General features: G+C 69.0%; 15 protein-coding genes and 1 pseudogene. 10 read left to right on the top strand and 6 right to left on the bottom strand.

What is annotated here, in order from left to right; genetic code table 11:
- Window positions 1-152: 152 nt before the first annotated feature.
- From OG386_RS43560 to OG386_RS43545, 4 genes and pseudogenes are all read left to right on the top strand, one after another.
- Window positions 153-373, top strand: a pseudogene (locus tag OG386_RS43560) (NADPH-dependent oxidoreductase); the annotation flags it as partial.
- Between the two features lie 81 nt (window positions 374-454).
- Complete coding sequence (locus OG386_RS43555) at window positions 455-2695, top strand: catalase (protein WP_328793559.1); 2241 nt, start codon at window positions 455-457, stop codon at window positions 2693-2695.
- A 188-nt stretch (window positions 2696-2883) separates the two neighbouring features.
- Complete coding sequence (locus OG386_RS43550; protein ID WP_328792826.1) at window positions 2884-3351, top strand: hemerythrin domain-containing protein; 468 nt, start codon at window positions 2884-2886, stop codon at window positions 3349-3351.
- A 136-nt stretch (window positions 3352-3487) separates the two neighbouring features.
- Window positions 3488-4069: a DUF2231 domain-containing protein gene (locus OG386_RS43545; protein WP_328792825.1), complete on the top strand. Its 582-nt coding sequence runs from the start codon at window positions 3488-3490 to the stop codon at window positions 4067-4069.
- A 43-nt stretch (window positions 4070-4112) separates the two neighbouring features.
- Here the strand turns inward: OG386_RS43545 and OG386_RS43540 are convergent, their stop codons facing one another.
- On the bottom strand, window positions 4113-4556 hold the full coding sequence (locus OG386_RS43540) for a hypothetical protein (protein WP_328792824.1): 444 nt from the start codon (window positions 4554-4556) through the stop codon (window positions 4113-4115).
- Between the two features lie 259 nt (window positions 4557-4815).
- Between OG386_RS43540 and OG386_RS43535 the strand changes: the two genes are divergently transcribed.
- Window positions 4816-5184: a PRC-barrel domain-containing protein gene (locus OG386_RS43535; RefSeq protein ID WP_328792823.1), complete on the top strand. Its 369-nt coding sequence runs from the start codon at window positions 4816-4818 to the stop codon at window positions 5182-5184.
- Between the two features lie 171 nt (window positions 5185-5355).
- Here OG386_RS43535 and OG386_RS43530 read toward each other — a convergent pair whose 3' ends face one another.
- On the bottom strand, window positions 5356-6234 hold the full coding sequence (locus OG386_RS43530) for a helix-turn-helix domain-containing protein (RefSeq protein WP_328792822.1): 879 nt from the start codon (window positions 6232-6234) through the stop codon (window positions 5356-5358).
- Window positions 6235-6620: 386 nt separating this feature from the next.
- Here OG386_RS43530 and OG386_RS43525 point away from each other — a divergent pair, with 386 nt between their 5' ends.
- The 5 genes from OG386_RS43525 to OG386_RS43505 all read left to right on the top strand — a co-directional run bounded on the left by OG386_RS43525 (window position 6621) and on the right by OG386_RS43505 (window position 11238).
- Entirely contained in the window at window positions 6621-6977 is a 357-nt protein-coding gene (locus OG386_RS43525; RefSeq protein WP_328792821.1) for a PRC-barrel domain-containing protein, read from the top strand.
- A gap of 28 nt (window positions 6978-7005) precedes the next feature.
- Entirely contained in the window at window positions 7006-7179 is a 174-nt protein-coding gene (locus tag OG386_RS43520; protein ID WP_328792820.1) for a hypothetical protein, read from the top strand.
- Window positions 7180-7821: 642 nt separating this feature from the next.
- Window positions 7822-9156, top strand: a complete 1335-nt coding sequence (locus tag OG386_RS43515) for an ice-binding family protein (protein ID WP_328792819.1) — start codon at window positions 7822-7824, stop codon at window positions 9154-9156.
- 110 nt (window positions 9157-9266) lie between these two features.
- Window positions 9267-10007 (top strand): DUF5819 family protein, encoded by a 741-nt coding sequence (locus OG386_RS43510; RefSeq protein ID WP_328792818.1) that lies wholly within the window; start codon window positions 9267-9269, stop codon window positions 10005-10007.
- Window positions 9997-11238 (top strand): HTTM domain-containing protein, encoded by a 1242-nt coding sequence (locus OG386_RS43505; RefSeq protein WP_328792817.1) that lies wholly within the window; start codon window positions 9997-9999, stop codon window positions 11236-11238. The genes OG386_RS43510 and OG386_RS43505 overlap by 11 nt, the downstream gene beginning before the upstream one ends.
- Window positions 11239-11251: 13 nt before the next feature.
- On the opposite strand, the gene OG386_RS43500 is transcribed toward OG386_RS43505, so the two are convergent.
- The 4 genes from OG386_RS43500 to OG386_RS43485 form a co-directional block, all read right to left on the bottom strand.
- Complete coding sequence (locus OG386_RS43500; RefSeq protein WP_328792816.1) at window positions 11252-11560, bottom strand: hypothetical protein; 309 nt, start codon at window positions 11558-11560, stop codon at window positions 11252-11254.
- 203 nt (window positions 11561-11763) lie between these two features.
- Window positions 11764-11952, bottom strand: a complete 189-nt coding sequence (locus OG386_RS43495) for a hypothetical protein (RefSeq protein WP_328792815.1) — start codon at window positions 11950-11952, stop codon at window positions 11764-11766.
- A 5-nt stretch (window positions 11953-11957) separates the two neighbouring features.
- The gene (locus OG386_RS43490; protein WP_328792814.1) at window positions 11958-12533 is read right to left on the bottom strand and encodes a DUF5994 family protein; all 576 of its coding nucleotides are present in this window, start codon (window positions 12531-12533) and stop codon (window positions 11958-11960) included.
- A gap of 202 nt (window positions 12534-12735) precedes the next feature.
- Window positions 12736-13962 carry a PP2C family protein-serine/threonine phosphatase gene (locus tag OG386_RS43485; protein WP_328792813.1) on the bottom strand — a complete coding sequence of 409 codons (1227 nt, stop codon included), beginning with the start codon at window positions 13960-13962 and terminating at the stop codon, window positions 12736-12738.
- Between the last annotated feature and the right edge of the window lie 142 nt (window positions 13963-14104).

The following is a 14104-nucleotide window of genomic DNA, read 5'->3' as shown; positions in this document are numbered from 1 at the left end:
TGAGGCGCTGAGCGTCCCGCCTTCCCCGCCCGTCGCCGCAGGCCCCGTGGACGTACCGTTTCCGTGGCTTCCACCCCCGCGCCACGGAGCAAATATGGACGAATCGCATAGCTTGCGACATCAAAGAGGGATGGGCGGGTAGCCGGAACACCATGGACCCCAACAATCACACGCCGCTCCGCGCTGTCGCGCTCGTCTGCACTCTGTCCCCCTCCGCCGCGCCGTCGAGCTCCCAGCTGCTGGCCGAGCAGACGATGGCCGCCTCGCCGAGCACGGGGTCACCGGCAAGACCGTCCGGATCGCCGACCACGGCGTGAAAACCGGCGTGAAGACCGACATGGGCGACGGTGACGCCTGGCCGGAGATCCGGGACGCCGCGCACCGCGCAGCCCGGACCGGGGAAGTCACGGCTCTCGCCCGTCTAACCACGTCGGCGGCCCCAAGGAGAAGGATCATGAGCAAGCAGCAGTCATCGACCGGCACCGCCAAGAGCGGGCTGCCGGGCAAGCCCGCCCCCGAGTCTCCGCCGCTGATCGAGCCGACGGAGCCCACGGAACCCCTACCGCCGAAGCCCGACCAGGACGGCCCCGAGACGGTGGGGCCGACCGGACAGGCGACGGGGGTGGACCAGGCACGCGTGGCGCAGAGCGGCACGTACCTCACGACGGCCCAAGGGACACGGCTGCCCGACACCGATCACTCCTTGAAGGCCGGCCCCCGCGGCCCGGTGTTGCTGCAGGACAACCATCTGCGCGAGAAGATCACCCACTTCGACCACGAGCGGATCCCGGAGCGGGTCGTCCACGCGCGTGGTGCCGCCGCTCACGGCGTCTTCCAGGGCTACGGAACGGCCGGCGAAGTGTCGAAGGCCGCGTTCCTCGCCAAGGACGTGGAGACGCCGGTGTTCGTGCGGTTCTCCACGGTCCTCGGCTCGCGCGGTTCGGCCGACACCGTGCGCGACACCCGAGGGTTCGCGACGAAGTTCTACACCGACGAGGGAACCTTCGACCTGGTCGGCAACAACATCCCCGTGTTCTTCATCCAGGACGCCGTCAAGTTCCCCGACGTCATCCACGCCGCGAAGCCGCATCCGGACCGCGAGATCCCGCAGGCACAGAGCGCGCACGACACGTTCTGGGACTTCGTGTCCCTGCACACCGAAGCCACCCACCACACCATCTGGAACATGTCCGACCGCGGCATCCCGCGGTCGCTGCGGATGATGGAAGGCTTCGGCGTCCACACCTTCCGTCTGGTCAACACGGCCGACGAGAGCGTGCTGGTGAAGTTCCACTGGAAGCCGAGACTCGGCGTGCACTCCCTCGTCTGGGAGGAAGCGCAGATGATCAGCGGGATGGACCCCGACTTCCACCGCCGGGACCTCTTCGACGCCATCGAATCCGGCGCCTTCCCGCAATGGGAGCTGGGCATTCAGGTCTTCCCCGACACCGAGGACCAGACCTTCGAGGGCATCGACCTCCTCGACCCCACCAAGATCGTGCCGGAGGAGCGCTCACCCGTTCAGCCGATCGGTCTGATGACCCTGAACGCCAACACCAAGAACTACTTCGCCGAGACGGAGCAGGTCGCCTTCCACCCCGGACACCTGGTTCCGGGCATCGACGTCACCGACGACCCGCTGCTCGCCGGCCGGCTCTTCTCGTACCTCGATACGCAGATCAGCCGCCTCGGAGGCCCCAACTTCGGCCAGATCCCCATCAACAGGCCGCACGCCCCCGTCAACGACATGCTGCGCGACGGCATGCACCAGAGCGCCGTCCACACGGGCGTCGCCCCCTACCGGCCCAACAGTCTCGACGGCGGATGCCCGTTCCTCGCCGGAGCCGATGCGGCCGCCTTCATCGAGGTACCCTTCACCGTTCCTGAGGCGAGCAAGGTCCGTGAGGCGCCCGCCTCGTTCTCGGACCACTTCACCCAGCCGCGCCTCTTCTGGCTCAGCATGACCCCGCCCGAGCGCGAACACATCATCGCCGCCTACACCTTCGAGCTGAGCAAGTGCTATGAGCAGGCCGTCAAGGAACGCAGCCTGAAGGTGTTGGCGAACATCGATCCGCAGCTGTGCGAGCAGGTCGCCACGGGCCTCGGGCTGCCGGCACCGGCCGCCACCGTGCCACTCGTCGCGGCCGACCCCAGCCCCGCCCTCTCCCAGATGGGCGGGACCTGGCCGACCGACGGCCGCGTGATCGGCATCGTCGCCGACGCCACGGCCGACCTGGACGGCGTACGGGCCGCCCGCCAGGCCGTCCTGGACTCCGCAATGGTGCCCCTCGTCATCGCCCCGACCGGCGGCACCCTCGACGGTGACGGCGACGACGACCCGATCGCCGTTCAGCGGACCTTCGCCACCGCCCGCTCCGTCGAATTCGACGCCCTGCTCCTGGCCGGAGTGCCCCAGTCCGGCGCGGACGCGTACGGCGCCCGCGACGCAAAGGCCGGCACGGCCCAGCCCCCCGAAGCCCCCGACCCGCGCGTACTGCTGCTCCTCACCGAGGCGTACCGGCACGGCAAGGCCATCGGCGGCTGGAACGGCGCGGAACGGCTCCTCGAATCCGCCGGCATCACGGCAGACGACCCCGGCATCGCCGTCGCCGACAGCGGCAGCGCGGTCGTGGCCGCCGCCACGACGGCGCTGGGCGAGCACCGGGCCTGGGACCGGTTCCCCGCCGCCCTCTGATCCGTGCCCGCCCCGGTCCCGCGCGGGACCGGGGTCCCCCGACGGGCTGGAGAAGCGTCGGCGTTCGGCGTACGGAAGGTCGTCCGTACGAGGCATCCCACCCGGCCAACAGTGTCACCACCACCCCACCGGGTACACGGGGTCAGGGCGGTCGACCGCGCCCCCGATGGACGATCGAAGGAGACCTGGTGGACGGGATCGTACTGCTCAAGGAAGACCACAAAACGGTCGAGAAGCTGTTCAAGCAGTTCGAGAAGGCCGGCGACAACGCGCACGCCACGAAGCGGAAGATCGCCGACCAGGTGATCGAGGAACTCACCACGCACACCTGGATCGAGGAGAAGATCTTCTACCCCGCTGCCCGCGAGGCCGACCCCGACACCAAGGACCACGTCCTGGAAAGCATCGAGGAGCACCACGTCGTGCTGTGGATGCTCTCCGAACTCAAGGGGCTCGACGCGAGCGACGAGCGGTTCGACGCCAAGATGACGGTCCTCATGGAGAACGTCCGCCACCACGTCGAGGAAGAGGAGAAGGAGTGGTTCCCCGAGGTCCGCAAGGCCATGGGCCGCAACCGCCTCACCGAACTCGGCGAACAGATGGAAGCGGGGAAGAAGACCGCCCCGTCCGATCCCTTGGCCGTCCCCAGCGCATGACCTCTCCGGCCGTCCGGACCGCCGAGATCCGGGGGCACGGACAGGCCCGCGCGAGCGCCCTGACGGGAGACCTGTCGTTCGGGTGCCAGTGGGGACCGGGGCGGGATCGCGGCGTGACACCGGGTAGGCGTCGAGCATGAACTCACGCACTCCCGACGCCTCGGCCGTGACCGGGCGGACCGCAGTACTCGACACTGCCTCGACCCGGTGGCTGACCGCGTTGGACCGGCTGGAACGGACCACGGTCGCCGATCCGGCGATCAGGGTGCTCCAGCGGGGCATCCGCGCACTCCCCCTGGGCGGGATGCGTGATGTGCTGCGTGGCAGGCCGCTCGGGCACCCCCTGCATCCCGTACTGGTGCAGGTACCCATCGGATGCTGGCTCTCGTCCGCCGTGCTCGACGTCGTACCCGGGACGCAACGTGCGAGCAAGACGCTCGTCTCCGTCGGCCTGGCCGGAATCGCCCCGGCAGCCGTGGCCGGCTGGGTGGACTGGGCGGACCTGCCTCCCGAACAGGCCCGGGTCGGCCTCGCCCACGCGGCCTCGAACGCGGTCGCGGTGGCCTGCTACGCCGTGTCCCTGACGTCGCGGCTGCGCGGCCGCCCGGCGAAGGGCCGGCTGTGGTCCCTCGGCGGGCTGGCCGCCGTCGCTGTCACCGGCGCCCTCGGCGGGCACGTGGCGTATCGCCGGGCGGTCGGAGGGTACCCGGCGGCGTGAGCGACACCGGCGGGCTCCCCTCCCTCCGGACTCGGCCCTCGTTTCAGGAGGCGGGCGGCGTGGCGGTGTGGTCCGGATGGCCGTGGGTGCGGCGGATCGTCTTCAGGCGGGCCTCCAGGAGGTGCTCACGCCCGCCGGCCAGCTCGTCGACAATGTCGCCTTCCATTGCGGTGAAGGGCCGATGGTAGGTGGAGTCGTAGGCCTCGATGATCTGGAACGTCCAGTGTCCCGGGATGACGTTGCGGCCCACGATGTCGCGCTCGAGGCGTGCGGCCTGCTCCTCGTGGCCCGCCTCGCGCAGGAGCCGGACGGCGTCGCCGAGCTCGAAGTCCGCGGTCCCGGTCAGCTGGTGGAATCCGTAGAGGTGTCCGCGGGCCCGCTCCGTGGTCTCCAGAGCCTTCGAGAGTGCGCCCAGGGCGCGCAGTGTCTTCTCGTCGACGCCTTCGGGCACCTGGTGTTCCGAGTCCATCTCGCGATTGCTGTCCATGGTGGTCTCCTGCCCCCAAGCCGCCTTCCCGAGCCGTCGATTGAGCCGTACGGAGCAAGGCGTCCTCATGACCCGGGCACTACATGGCGGGGACCGTCCCGGTCCTGCCGTCGATGCGGGTGCGTGAAGCGGTTGAAGCGGGGCAGGCGAAGTCCAGGCGGAACGCAGCACATCCGCCGAGCACGACGTACGGAACAAGGAGGATCGGCGGAGAAGCATTTCCCCGCCGTCCCCCGTTGACCGGAGGAGTTGTTTTCGCGTGACTGAACATGTGTGGAGTTACCAGCCGACCGCGGGCCACCTGGCCGGTACGGACCTGACCGGCTACAAGGTCGAGGCGACCGACGGGAGCATCGGCAAGGTCGACAAGCACTCCGACGAGGTCGGTGACGCCTACCTGGTCGTGGACACCGGCGTATGGATCTTCGGCAAGGAGGTCCTGCTGCCCGCGAGCACGGTCGTCAAGGTCGACCCCGAGGATCGGAAGATCTTCGTCGACCGCACCAAGGAACAGATCAAGGCCGCCCCCGAGTTCCACCGGGACAAGCACCTCGGCGACGCCGGGTACCGGGAGGAGCTGGGCACCTACTACGGCACCGGCGGCCCGTTCGGCGGCCGCCCCGCCTGATCCCTGCGGCCCGGATCCGAGCGAGCCCGCACCCCCGGCCGGGGGTGCGGGCTCGCCGCGTCCTGGGGCTGCGCGCCTCCATCGGCAGGGAGGAACCGCCCACTCGCTGATGCGCCGTCGCCACGCGCGCGTCACCACGCGCGCCGCAGCGACCTGCGGCCGGTGCGGCGGTCACGGCCGGGCGGGCAGCGCTGCGGCGGCCGGCAGCTCCTCGGCGGCACGGGTGATGAAGCGGCGGGTGTGCTCCGGGTTCAGGGCCTGGTTCTGCAGGTGGTCGAACATGGCGCCGTAGTGCCGCACGTCGGATCGTTTCTCCAGGTAGAGGTCGCTGGTGAACCGCTCCAGATACACCGTCCCCGTGGCGGTGTCTGGGAAGTCGAGGATGGAGAACTGTCCAGAGATTCCCGGATGGGCTCCCGCGCTGTGCGGGAGGACCTGCACGGTGATGTGCGGCTGCTCGCCGAGGCGGTTCAGGTACTCGAGCTGTTCGTGCATGATCTCGGGGCTGCCGACCAGGCGGCGCAGTGCTGATTCGTCCAGCACTACCTCTAGACGGAAAGACCGGGCTGGGTGGTGGGCGCGGGACTGACGGCGCAGCCGTACCTCGAGGCGCACGGCGATCTCCTCCTCCGTGACCAGAGGGATCGTTTCCGCAGTGACCGCTGCCGCGTAGGCGGATGTCTGCAGCAGGCCGGGGATCACCAGGGGTTCGTAGGACCGGACAGAAGCGGCTGCCGTCTCCAGGCCGATGTAGACGGCGTACGGGACTTCCCCGCAGGCGACCCACCAGCCCTGTCGGTTCGATTCCCGGGCCATCTCCATCAACGAGTCGACGACCTGCTGGTCTGTGACCCCGTAGAGGCCGCACAGGTCCCGCACATCGCGCGGGCTGATCCCGCGGCGGCCGGTCTCCAAGTGGCTGATCTTGGGCTGGGAGATCAACAGGTGCTCGGCCACCTGCGTGCTGGTCAGTCCGCGGGCCAGACGGAGCCGGCGCAACTCCGCGCCCAAACGGCGTCGTCTGACGGTCGGGTTTCCGTTCACCGCCACGCGCGACCTACCTCCGCCTCGGGGCTGTCTACCAGCCACGGAAATCGCCGCGGCCGGGCCCGGGTGAACGCATGCGCCGCGGAATGATGATCAGTGGGCCCCGCTGTCGAGTGTCACGCGGCGCGAGCGGAGCCGCGTGCACAGCCCGAGCAGAATTCACCCGAATGCCACGGCCCTCCACCCGTTCGCCGGAAACGACCGCTCACCTACTAAGCCTCTTGGGGGGCGTCGCCAGGGTCCGGCGGCCGTGCGGCGCACACGGGAGAACGGGTCGTCCTTGCCGTGTGACGTTGCGGGGTGTCCGGGCTGGTGCGGGCGGGCTTTGCGGGGCAGGCTGAAAAGTACAACGCCTGCCGGCGCAACACTGCGGGAAAGGGGCGCTCGGGATGATCGCGATCGCGGATATCCGGGAGTGGCGTACCCACGACGTCGTCGATGCCGCAAGCCACAAGATCGGAGTGCTGGAGGCGGTCTATGTGGACACCAGCACCGACGAGCCGGCCATGGCCACCGTCCTGGTCGGGCTGCCCACCCGCCGCCACCTGGTCTTCGTCCCGCTGGCAGGCGCGGTCGTGGGGCCCGGCTACGTCAAGGTCGATTACGACAGGTCGCTGGTGAAGAAGTGCCCGGCGATCGGGACGGACGACGTCCTGCCCGCCGAGGACGAGGCGGCCGTCTTCGCGCACTACGGCCTGGCCTATCAGCCCGGCGTGAACGGCGAGCGGCAGCTCGCCCGCCGCTGACCGGCCCTTCGAGGAGGTGCCCTACGTCATGACGCTCTTCCTGATTCTCGTCATCGTGGCGATCGTGCTGGGCCTCATCGGCGCTGTCGCCGAGGGGCTGTTCTATCTGTTGATCATCGGCATCGTGGTGTTCATCGGCGCCCTGGTGTACCTGGTCGTGCACATCCGACGTTCCGGCCGGCGCCACCGCACGCTCCGCTGAGACCTCTGCGGGGCTTCGGGTACTGGCCTGTCGGGCAGCGGTGCGCCGGCGGGGGGACGACCATCTTCTCCTCCCGCTCGACGTACGGGGTGAAGGCTCGGGTGCGGCGTTGGGCGGTGCGCGAGCTGGGCCCCGGGCGTTGCCGGATGTGAAAAGCGGTCGGAAGTCACCTGCGGGTGAACTCACGCTCGATCCGACGGAACGGACATCGCTCACCAATTCGACAAGGCCGGTGCTCGATCCCGCGCAAGAAAGGGAGCGTAAACACTCCCGACCAGAGTCATACGGATAGACGGAAGATCGATCGGCGCGCCCGCCCTCCAACAACTCGTGAAATCACCCTCCTGGCGGCACTCCGCACGCTTGGCGGGTTTGAATGCATTTCCATATGAGCGGCTCCGCCTCGTGCGAGTTAATCCAGCCCCATCCGGCGGGGGGATTATCGCATGATCGGCGCGGCGAGTTTTGGTATTTTCATCGCGCCTCGCTGCGTCGAATATGCTTGTAATCCCCCCTCCCTCCCCTTGCCTATTTTTGCCACGTGAATGTTGCTGCGTAATATGCGGCAACAACGACAAGGCTTCCCGGGCGATCGGTAGGAGCCCGGTATGCCACGGCCCCCATAGGAAGTGGCCCCCCTCGATGAAGCTGAAATTCCAAGCGGCTCAGCGCCGCACTATTTCCGGCTGGCTGGCCTCGGCCGTCGCCGTAACGGTTGCCGCTGTCATGGTCGCCGGATTGCCGACGCAGGCCCTGGCCATCGCGACTGCCGTACCTCTGGGCACCACCGCCAGCTACTCCGTTCTGGCAGGTCAGGGAGTCACCAACACCGGCCCCACCGTGATCAGCCACGACCTCGGGACTCACCCGAACCCGGCCATCACCGGATTCCCGCCCGGCCTGGTCCTCGGCGCCGTGCACCCTGCGGATGCCCAGGCCCTCCAGGCCAAGAGCGATCTGATCATCGCTTACAACAATGCGGCCGGCCAGGCCGAGGACTTCGACCTTCCGGCGGCCATCGGCTCGGGAACGTCCGGCCCCACAGAGCTGATTCCGGGCGTCTACACGAGAGACCCCGCCGGCAGTGTCGGACTCACCGGCGACCTGGTCCTGAATGCCGGGGGGAACCCCAACGCGGTCTGGGTGTTCCAGATTCCTGCAGCCCTGACGACGGCGACCTCCAGCCGGATCCTGCTCACGAACGGCGCTTCGCCGTGCAACGTGTTCTGGCAGATCGGGAGTTCGGCGGAGCTCAACACCAACACCACCTTTGTGGGCACCATCATGGCGCTGACCTCGATCTTCCTGCGAACCGGGACGAACATCGAGGGCCGGGCCCTGGCCCGTAACGGCGAAGTGACGATGGACAACAACCGGATCTTCCTCGGCGGGTGCGCCACCGGCGGAACGACCACGGGCACGACCACGGGCACCACGACCGGTACGACCACCGGCACGACCACGGGTACGACGACCGGCACGACCACCACCGGCACGACCACGGGCACGACCACGGGCACGACCGCCGGAACGCCGACCCCAGGATCGACGACCGGTACGACCGTGGGTCTGATCGGTGGTGGCCTCCTGGGCGGACCGATCGTCGACCTTGTGTCGGGCGGCACCTCGGGGAACATCGCCGGAAACACCTCCGGAAACACCGCGGGCAACACGGCCGGGAACACGACAGGCGGCAATACGACCGGCGGCAACACGACCGGCGGGACCATCACCGGGGGCAACGTCACCGGCGGGCACGGCGGTCAGCCCGGCGGCCCGGACCACGGCGGACTCGGCGGACCGGACCACGGCGGTCTGGAGCACCACGGGCCGGAGCACGGCGGGCCGGGCAACGGCCACGACGAGGGACCCGGTAAGCCGGACCACGGCCACGGTCACGACGGGAAGCCGGGCGACCAATACGGCTACGGCAACAAGCCCGCGGGCCACGAGGGTCACCACGGCCACGAGGGCTAGGCAGCAGGCGGCCCGAACCCCGTTCACCGGATGACGGCGCGCGGCGGAATCCTCATCGAATCCGCCGCGCGCCGTCGGTGAATCGCAGAGACATCAGGCGAACAGCAGACATGAGAAGGACCGGGTGGGCGGTGTCGAGCGGAATTGAAGCTGCGGGCGTGAAGGAACTTCATCAGTCCGATTCCGGTACGGTCCCCCAACAGCGTCATGGCGAAGCGGCCATGCCGGGCGAGCGGCCCATGAGAGTTCGCGCAGTGAGAGCAGGGCTGCGCACCGCAGTAGCCCTCTGCCTGGCGACGACACTGGTCCATGTCGTCCTGGTATTCCTTCATGTGGCCCCCGCCAACCCCGTATCGAAGCGCTACAGCGCACAGGTCAACGGATGGGTGTACCCGCTCTTCGAACAGAACTGGCGACTCTTCGCCCCGGACCCCGACTCGTTCAACCGAAAGATCCTGGCGAGGACCGCACACACCGACTCCGAAGGATCGGTGCAGGTGACCCCCTGGTTCGACCTGGCTGCCGTGGACCATTCCGCGGTCGACCACAATGTATTTCCGAGCCATACGTCCCAGAACCTCCTGCGCCGCGCCTGGACCTCTTATGTCGAGACACACGGAGGAAGCGACACGGCACGCTCGGAACGCGCCGTGATGCTGCAGACGTACCTGCGCAACATCGCCGCGGACCGCGTCGCCGCCCACAACGCCGGCGGCGCTTTCGACTTCATTCAGCTCCGGGTCGTCACATTGCCCGTCGCTGCGCCCGGCACAGCGGCCGGGAACCGCCCGCCGGGACCCATCGAGGACCGGCTCCTGCCCTGGTGGAAGGTGACCTCCCATGGGAAGTGAACAGATCCCCCAGCCCTCTTCCACTGCGGCCGCACCGCACCGGCCAGCGGCTCAGGAGACTCCGGTCGCCGGTACCGCCCACCGGTGGCTCCTTGACCGGATCGGTGCTCTGTGGGCGCTCCTCACCGACCGGCCGGTCTCCCTGTACGCCGCGTCGGTTCTGCGCATCGGCTACGGGCTTCTCTACCTGGTCTTCCTGCTCCGCGAGTTCCCGCACCGTGACGAGATCTGGGGCCCCGGCTCCCCCTGGACACCGGCACTGGCACAGCAGCTCTTCGACCAGACGGGCTGGAACAGCATCCTGCTCCTGTCCGACAGCCGCGCCTACTTCGAACTCTGCTACGTGATGGCCCTCGTCACGTCCGCGTTGTTCATGCTGGGCTGGCGGACCCGAGCCATGTCCGTCCTCTTCGCCGTCGTGGTGACCTCGTTCCATGCAAGATCGATCTTCATGACGGACGGGGGCGACAACCTGATCCTGCTGATGGCCCTCTACCTCGTCCTCACCGCGTGCGGTCGGCGCTGGTCCTTGGACGCACGCAGGAACCGGCTCAAGACAGCCCGTGCGTGCGACGCGCCGGAGCCGGTGAGGAGCTTCTCGTCACAGCAGCTCCACGATGCTCGTACGACCTTGACGACGGTGGTGCACAACTGCGGCATCCTCGTCATCGCGGCACAGGTCTGCTTCCTCTACGGATCGGCCGGCCTGTACAAGATCCAGGGCCCGACCTGGGGCGGCGGCACCGCTCTCCACTACGCGCTGAACCTCGAGCTGTTCCAGCCCTGGCCCGCGCTCTCCCACCTCGTGGACGAGTACCCGATGGTGATCGCGATCGCCAGCTACGTGACGGTGCTCTTGCAGGTCGCCTTCCCGTTCGTACTCTTCGGCAGGCTCAAGTACCCCGTTCTGACCGTGCTGCTGGGCATGCACATCGGCATCGCAGTGCTCCTGGGACTGCCTCTCTTCTCCGGCGCGATGATCATTGCGGATGCCGTGTTCCTTCCCGACCGCTTCTACGCCTTCCTGCCTCACCTGTGGCGACGCGCAGCACGGCGCACGGGCATGTGGCGGCCGGCACCCGGCCGAGCGGCGGGATCCGCATCGGTACCTCCGCAGGGCCGGCCCAGCCAATCCAGCTCGAACAATGGGGCCACTCCGGCAGGGCAGCAGGGCACTGCGCTTGCCACTGGGCCTGCGTCCTCGGTCTCGGGGACTCGGAAACCCGACTGAAAGCACTGACCGGCTACCCGCGTTCCAGGCCCTCACGTGTGTGAGGGGATTCAGCCGTGCTCTCCTCATCGGCTTCCATGTGCCGGATTCCCTCGTGGGTGAGGGTGACCATTGCGGGAGTGTTGCCGGGTTCCCAGTCGACGGTGATCAGTCCCTCGCCCGCCAGGTAGGTGCAGGCGGCGGCCAGGTCCTGTTCCGGTACGTGGAGGTCGCGCCGCAGCTGTGCTCCGGTGGTGCCGAGGAGGCGGTTGCCTTCGACGGCTTCGTACAGGACCCGGAGCACCTGGTCGCGGTAGGTCTTGCGTTCGCGCAGCGTAGCCATGACCGCGTCCTTTCGTGTGTGGGGTGGGGCGGGTGGGCTCCGGGGCCGGTCGGGGCTCCTCAGATCTCGTCGGAGTGTGCGCCGGTGCCGGCGGAAGGCCTACGCGGGGGCAGGTGTAGCCGTCGAGGGCGGGTGAGGAGGCCGGCGGGTCGGGGCACCGAGGCGCCCCGACCGCTGCCCCCGGTCGGAGGAAGGTCTGTTCCTCACCGGTCGGCATCCGTGTGGTGGGCTCGACGACCGGTGTCGTCCGGCAGGCCGGGAGGCCTCGGTAGGGGGTCGCTGAAGCGGTAGGCCTCGATCCGCGCTTCGTCCCGGGCGTTCAGCACCTGGATCCAGCGCATTGCGACGCCGATCATGAGGATGATCACCGCGATGAGGACGACGGTCTCCACGGAGCTCACCTCCAGCCGTTCGCGGACAGCGGCAGGGCGCTTCGTCCCATCGCGACCCCGAACGGGGACATGCAGGCCCCGCCTTCGTCCTCCCAGGTGGCTTCCCGGCGGCGGGCGTCCCGGATGCCGCACCCGATGACGGTCTCGTTGGCCATCAGGACGCCCGCGGCCAGGACGCTGCCCGGGATCGCGGCGGCGGCCATCAGCCGGGCCGCAGCTGCGGGTGCGGTCTCGGGCGGGATGACGAGGAGGTCCCAGCGGCCGACGGTGTAGGAGAGCAGGATCAGCTTGTCGGGGTCCTGTTCGGCGAACCAGCCCACGTGCAGCGTGCGCCCGTCCAGGGCAACCGTGCGCGGAACGACCGGCCAGCGGCTGGGGTTCACACTGACGCGGGTGACGCGCCCCCAGGGTTCCTCCAAGGCGGCGGCGAGCGGGGGGAGCTCGGCCTCGAGGTCACGGGAGTAGGGCCACCAGGCCCCGTCCAGCTGGCCGGCGAGCGTGGTCTTCGGGGTGAGGGACAAGCGAGCCGGGAACTCTGCTGCGAGATCGCGGGGCGCGGTCCGGTCGAGGGTGGTGGTCATGATGCGGACCTGCCCCCGGGCTGCCCGTCGGCAGCCCGGTTTTTAGGCGATCGCCGGAAATGACACCCGCGTGAAAGGCGGTGCTCGAAGTACTTCCGGTCCTTTGACTGTACGCCTATTCGGCGGGCAAAGACCGTTGTGACCAGGTATTTTCCGGCGGAGGCGCTGGGGAGGACCGCCGATCTCCTCGGCTTCGAGGCGTTCAGTCGAGAACCGCGAGGTGGTCGGCGGCGCCCCCGCGCCATTCGATCATGAAGAGGGTGGCGTCGTCGCTGGTGTGCCCGCCCCGTTCGCTCTTCAAGGTGTGGGAGAGCCGGCGCAGGTCTGCCCGCATCCCCTCTGACGGCATTTCCCCGAGGCGGTCGACGCAACGGATGAGGCGTTCCTCGCCGAACAGCTCCCCGCCGGCGACGTGCTCTTCGATGATGCCGTCGGTGTAGCACAGCACGCGGTCGCCCTGCCGGAGCGTGTGCTCTCCGATCCGGGGCTCCTCGCCGCCGAAGCCGACGGGCAGCGTCGTCGCGCTCTCCAGCTGCCGCACGACCTTGCCGTCGCGGATCAGCAGCGGCGCGGGGTGGCCCGCGTTGACCAGCTCCAGCTCACCGGTGGCGATGTTCAGGTGCATCAACTGGGCGGTGACGAAGTGGTCGGGACCGAACTGCCGGGAGATGGCGTCGTCCATGTACGTGTACTTCTCGGCCAGACTGACGGACACGCGCCGGGCATGCCGGTAGGCACCGATGGCGATGGTCGCCATCGCAGCGGCGTCCAGGCCGTGGCCCATCGCGTCGATCACGGCCATGTGCAGGATGTCGTCGTTGAGGGCGTAGTCGAAGCTGTCTCCGGCGACGCGGTAGGCGGGCTCCAGGATGCCGGCCACCGCGACCTGCGGCACGGTCATCGTCAGCGGCGGCAGCAGGCTCCACTGGATCTCCGCGGACACGCTCATCGGCTCCCGCCGCCGGGCCAGGAAGAACTGGTCGGTGTAGGCGCTCTTGGTGACCAGCAGGTCGGCGACCAGGCCGGCGAGCCGGCGCAGCAGGCGCCGGTCGTCGCCGCCGACGTGGTCCAGGGTGAGGGCCATGACGCCCACCGTGTCGCTGCCGTCCGGCAGCGGCACGTACATCCGGACGCCGCCGTGGGCCTGCGGCACCTCGACGGCCTCCCCGCGCAGGAAGGCCCGGCCGGCGGGGGAGTCGATCATCGGCTGGGGCCGGCTGACGTGCAGCTCCCTGCCCGGAAACGGCACCAGCAGCTCCTGCGCGTAGTCCTGGAGCAGGATGGCGACGTCACGGCCTCCGATCCCGGCCATCTCCTCCGCGATCAGTGGGCCGATCAACTGCGGTGGCATCAGCCGCGCCCGGTGCAGCAGCAGGCCGAGCGGCCGCTCACCGAACCCCTCGGCCCGGTCCACGCTCTCCTCGTTCATGACCCGCCTCGCCACCTCGTCCCTGCCCACCCCGCCGGGCACCGCCTCCGCACAAAGTGACCTGGGAACCCGCCGGAGCGGCTCATTGCGCCATGCGTGGCATGTCGGCCCACCCTGACCGGGGGGTGTGGACGCGGCCTGG

The sequence above is a fragment of the Streptomyces sp. NBC_00273 genome, assembly GCF_036178145.1.
Taxonomy (GTDB): domain Bacteria; phylum Actinomycetota; class Actinomycetes; order Streptomycetales; family Streptomycetaceae; genus Streptomyces.
Note: the sequence above shows the minus strand (reverse complement) of the source record. Positions and strands in the feature narration are given on the sequence as shown.

Coding starts and splice junctions, on each gene's coding strand:
- OG386_RS43525 (WP_328792821.1), top strand. CDS start 6,621: ATGATCGCGATCGCGGATATCCGGGAGTGGCGTACCCACGACGTCGTC.
- OG386_RS43555 (WP_328793559.1), top strand. CDS start 455: ATGAGCAAGCAGCAGTCATCGACCGGCACCGCCAAGAGCGGGCTGCCG.
- OG386_RS43510 (WP_328792818.1), top strand. CDS start 9,267: ATGAGAAGGACCGGGTGGGCGGTGTCGAGCGGAATTGAAGCTGCGGGC.
- OG386_RS43520 (WP_328792820.1), top strand. CDS start 7,006: ATGACGCTCTTCCTGATTCTCGTCATCGTGGCGATCGTGCTGGGCCTC.
- OG386_RS43500 (WP_328792816.1), bottom strand. CDS start 11,560: ATGGCTACGCTGCGCGAACGCAAGACCTACCGCGACCAGGTGCTCCGG.
- OG386_RS43515 (WP_328792819.1), top strand. CDS start 7,822: ATGAAGCTGAAATTCCAAGCGGCTCAGCGCCGCACTATTTCCGGCTGG.
- OG386_RS43545 (WP_328792825.1), top strand. CDS start 3,488: ATGAACTCACGCACTCCCGACGCCTCGGCCGTGACCGGGCGGACCGCA.
- OG386_RS43505 (WP_328792817.1), top strand. CDS start 9,997: ATGGGAAGTGAACAGATCCCCCAGCCCTCTTCCACTGCGGCCGCACCG.
- OG386_RS43485 (WP_328792813.1), bottom strand. CDS start 13,962: ATGAACGAGGAGAGCGTGGACCGGGCCGAGGGGTTCGGTGAGCGGCCG.
- OG386_RS43540 (WP_328792824.1), bottom strand. CDS start 4,556: ATGGACAGCAATCGCGAGATGGACTCGGAACACCAGGTGCCCGAAGGC.
- OG386_RS43490 (WP_328792814.1), bottom strand. CDS start 12,533: ATGACCACCACCCTCGACCGGACCGCGCCCCGCGATCTCGCAGCAGAG.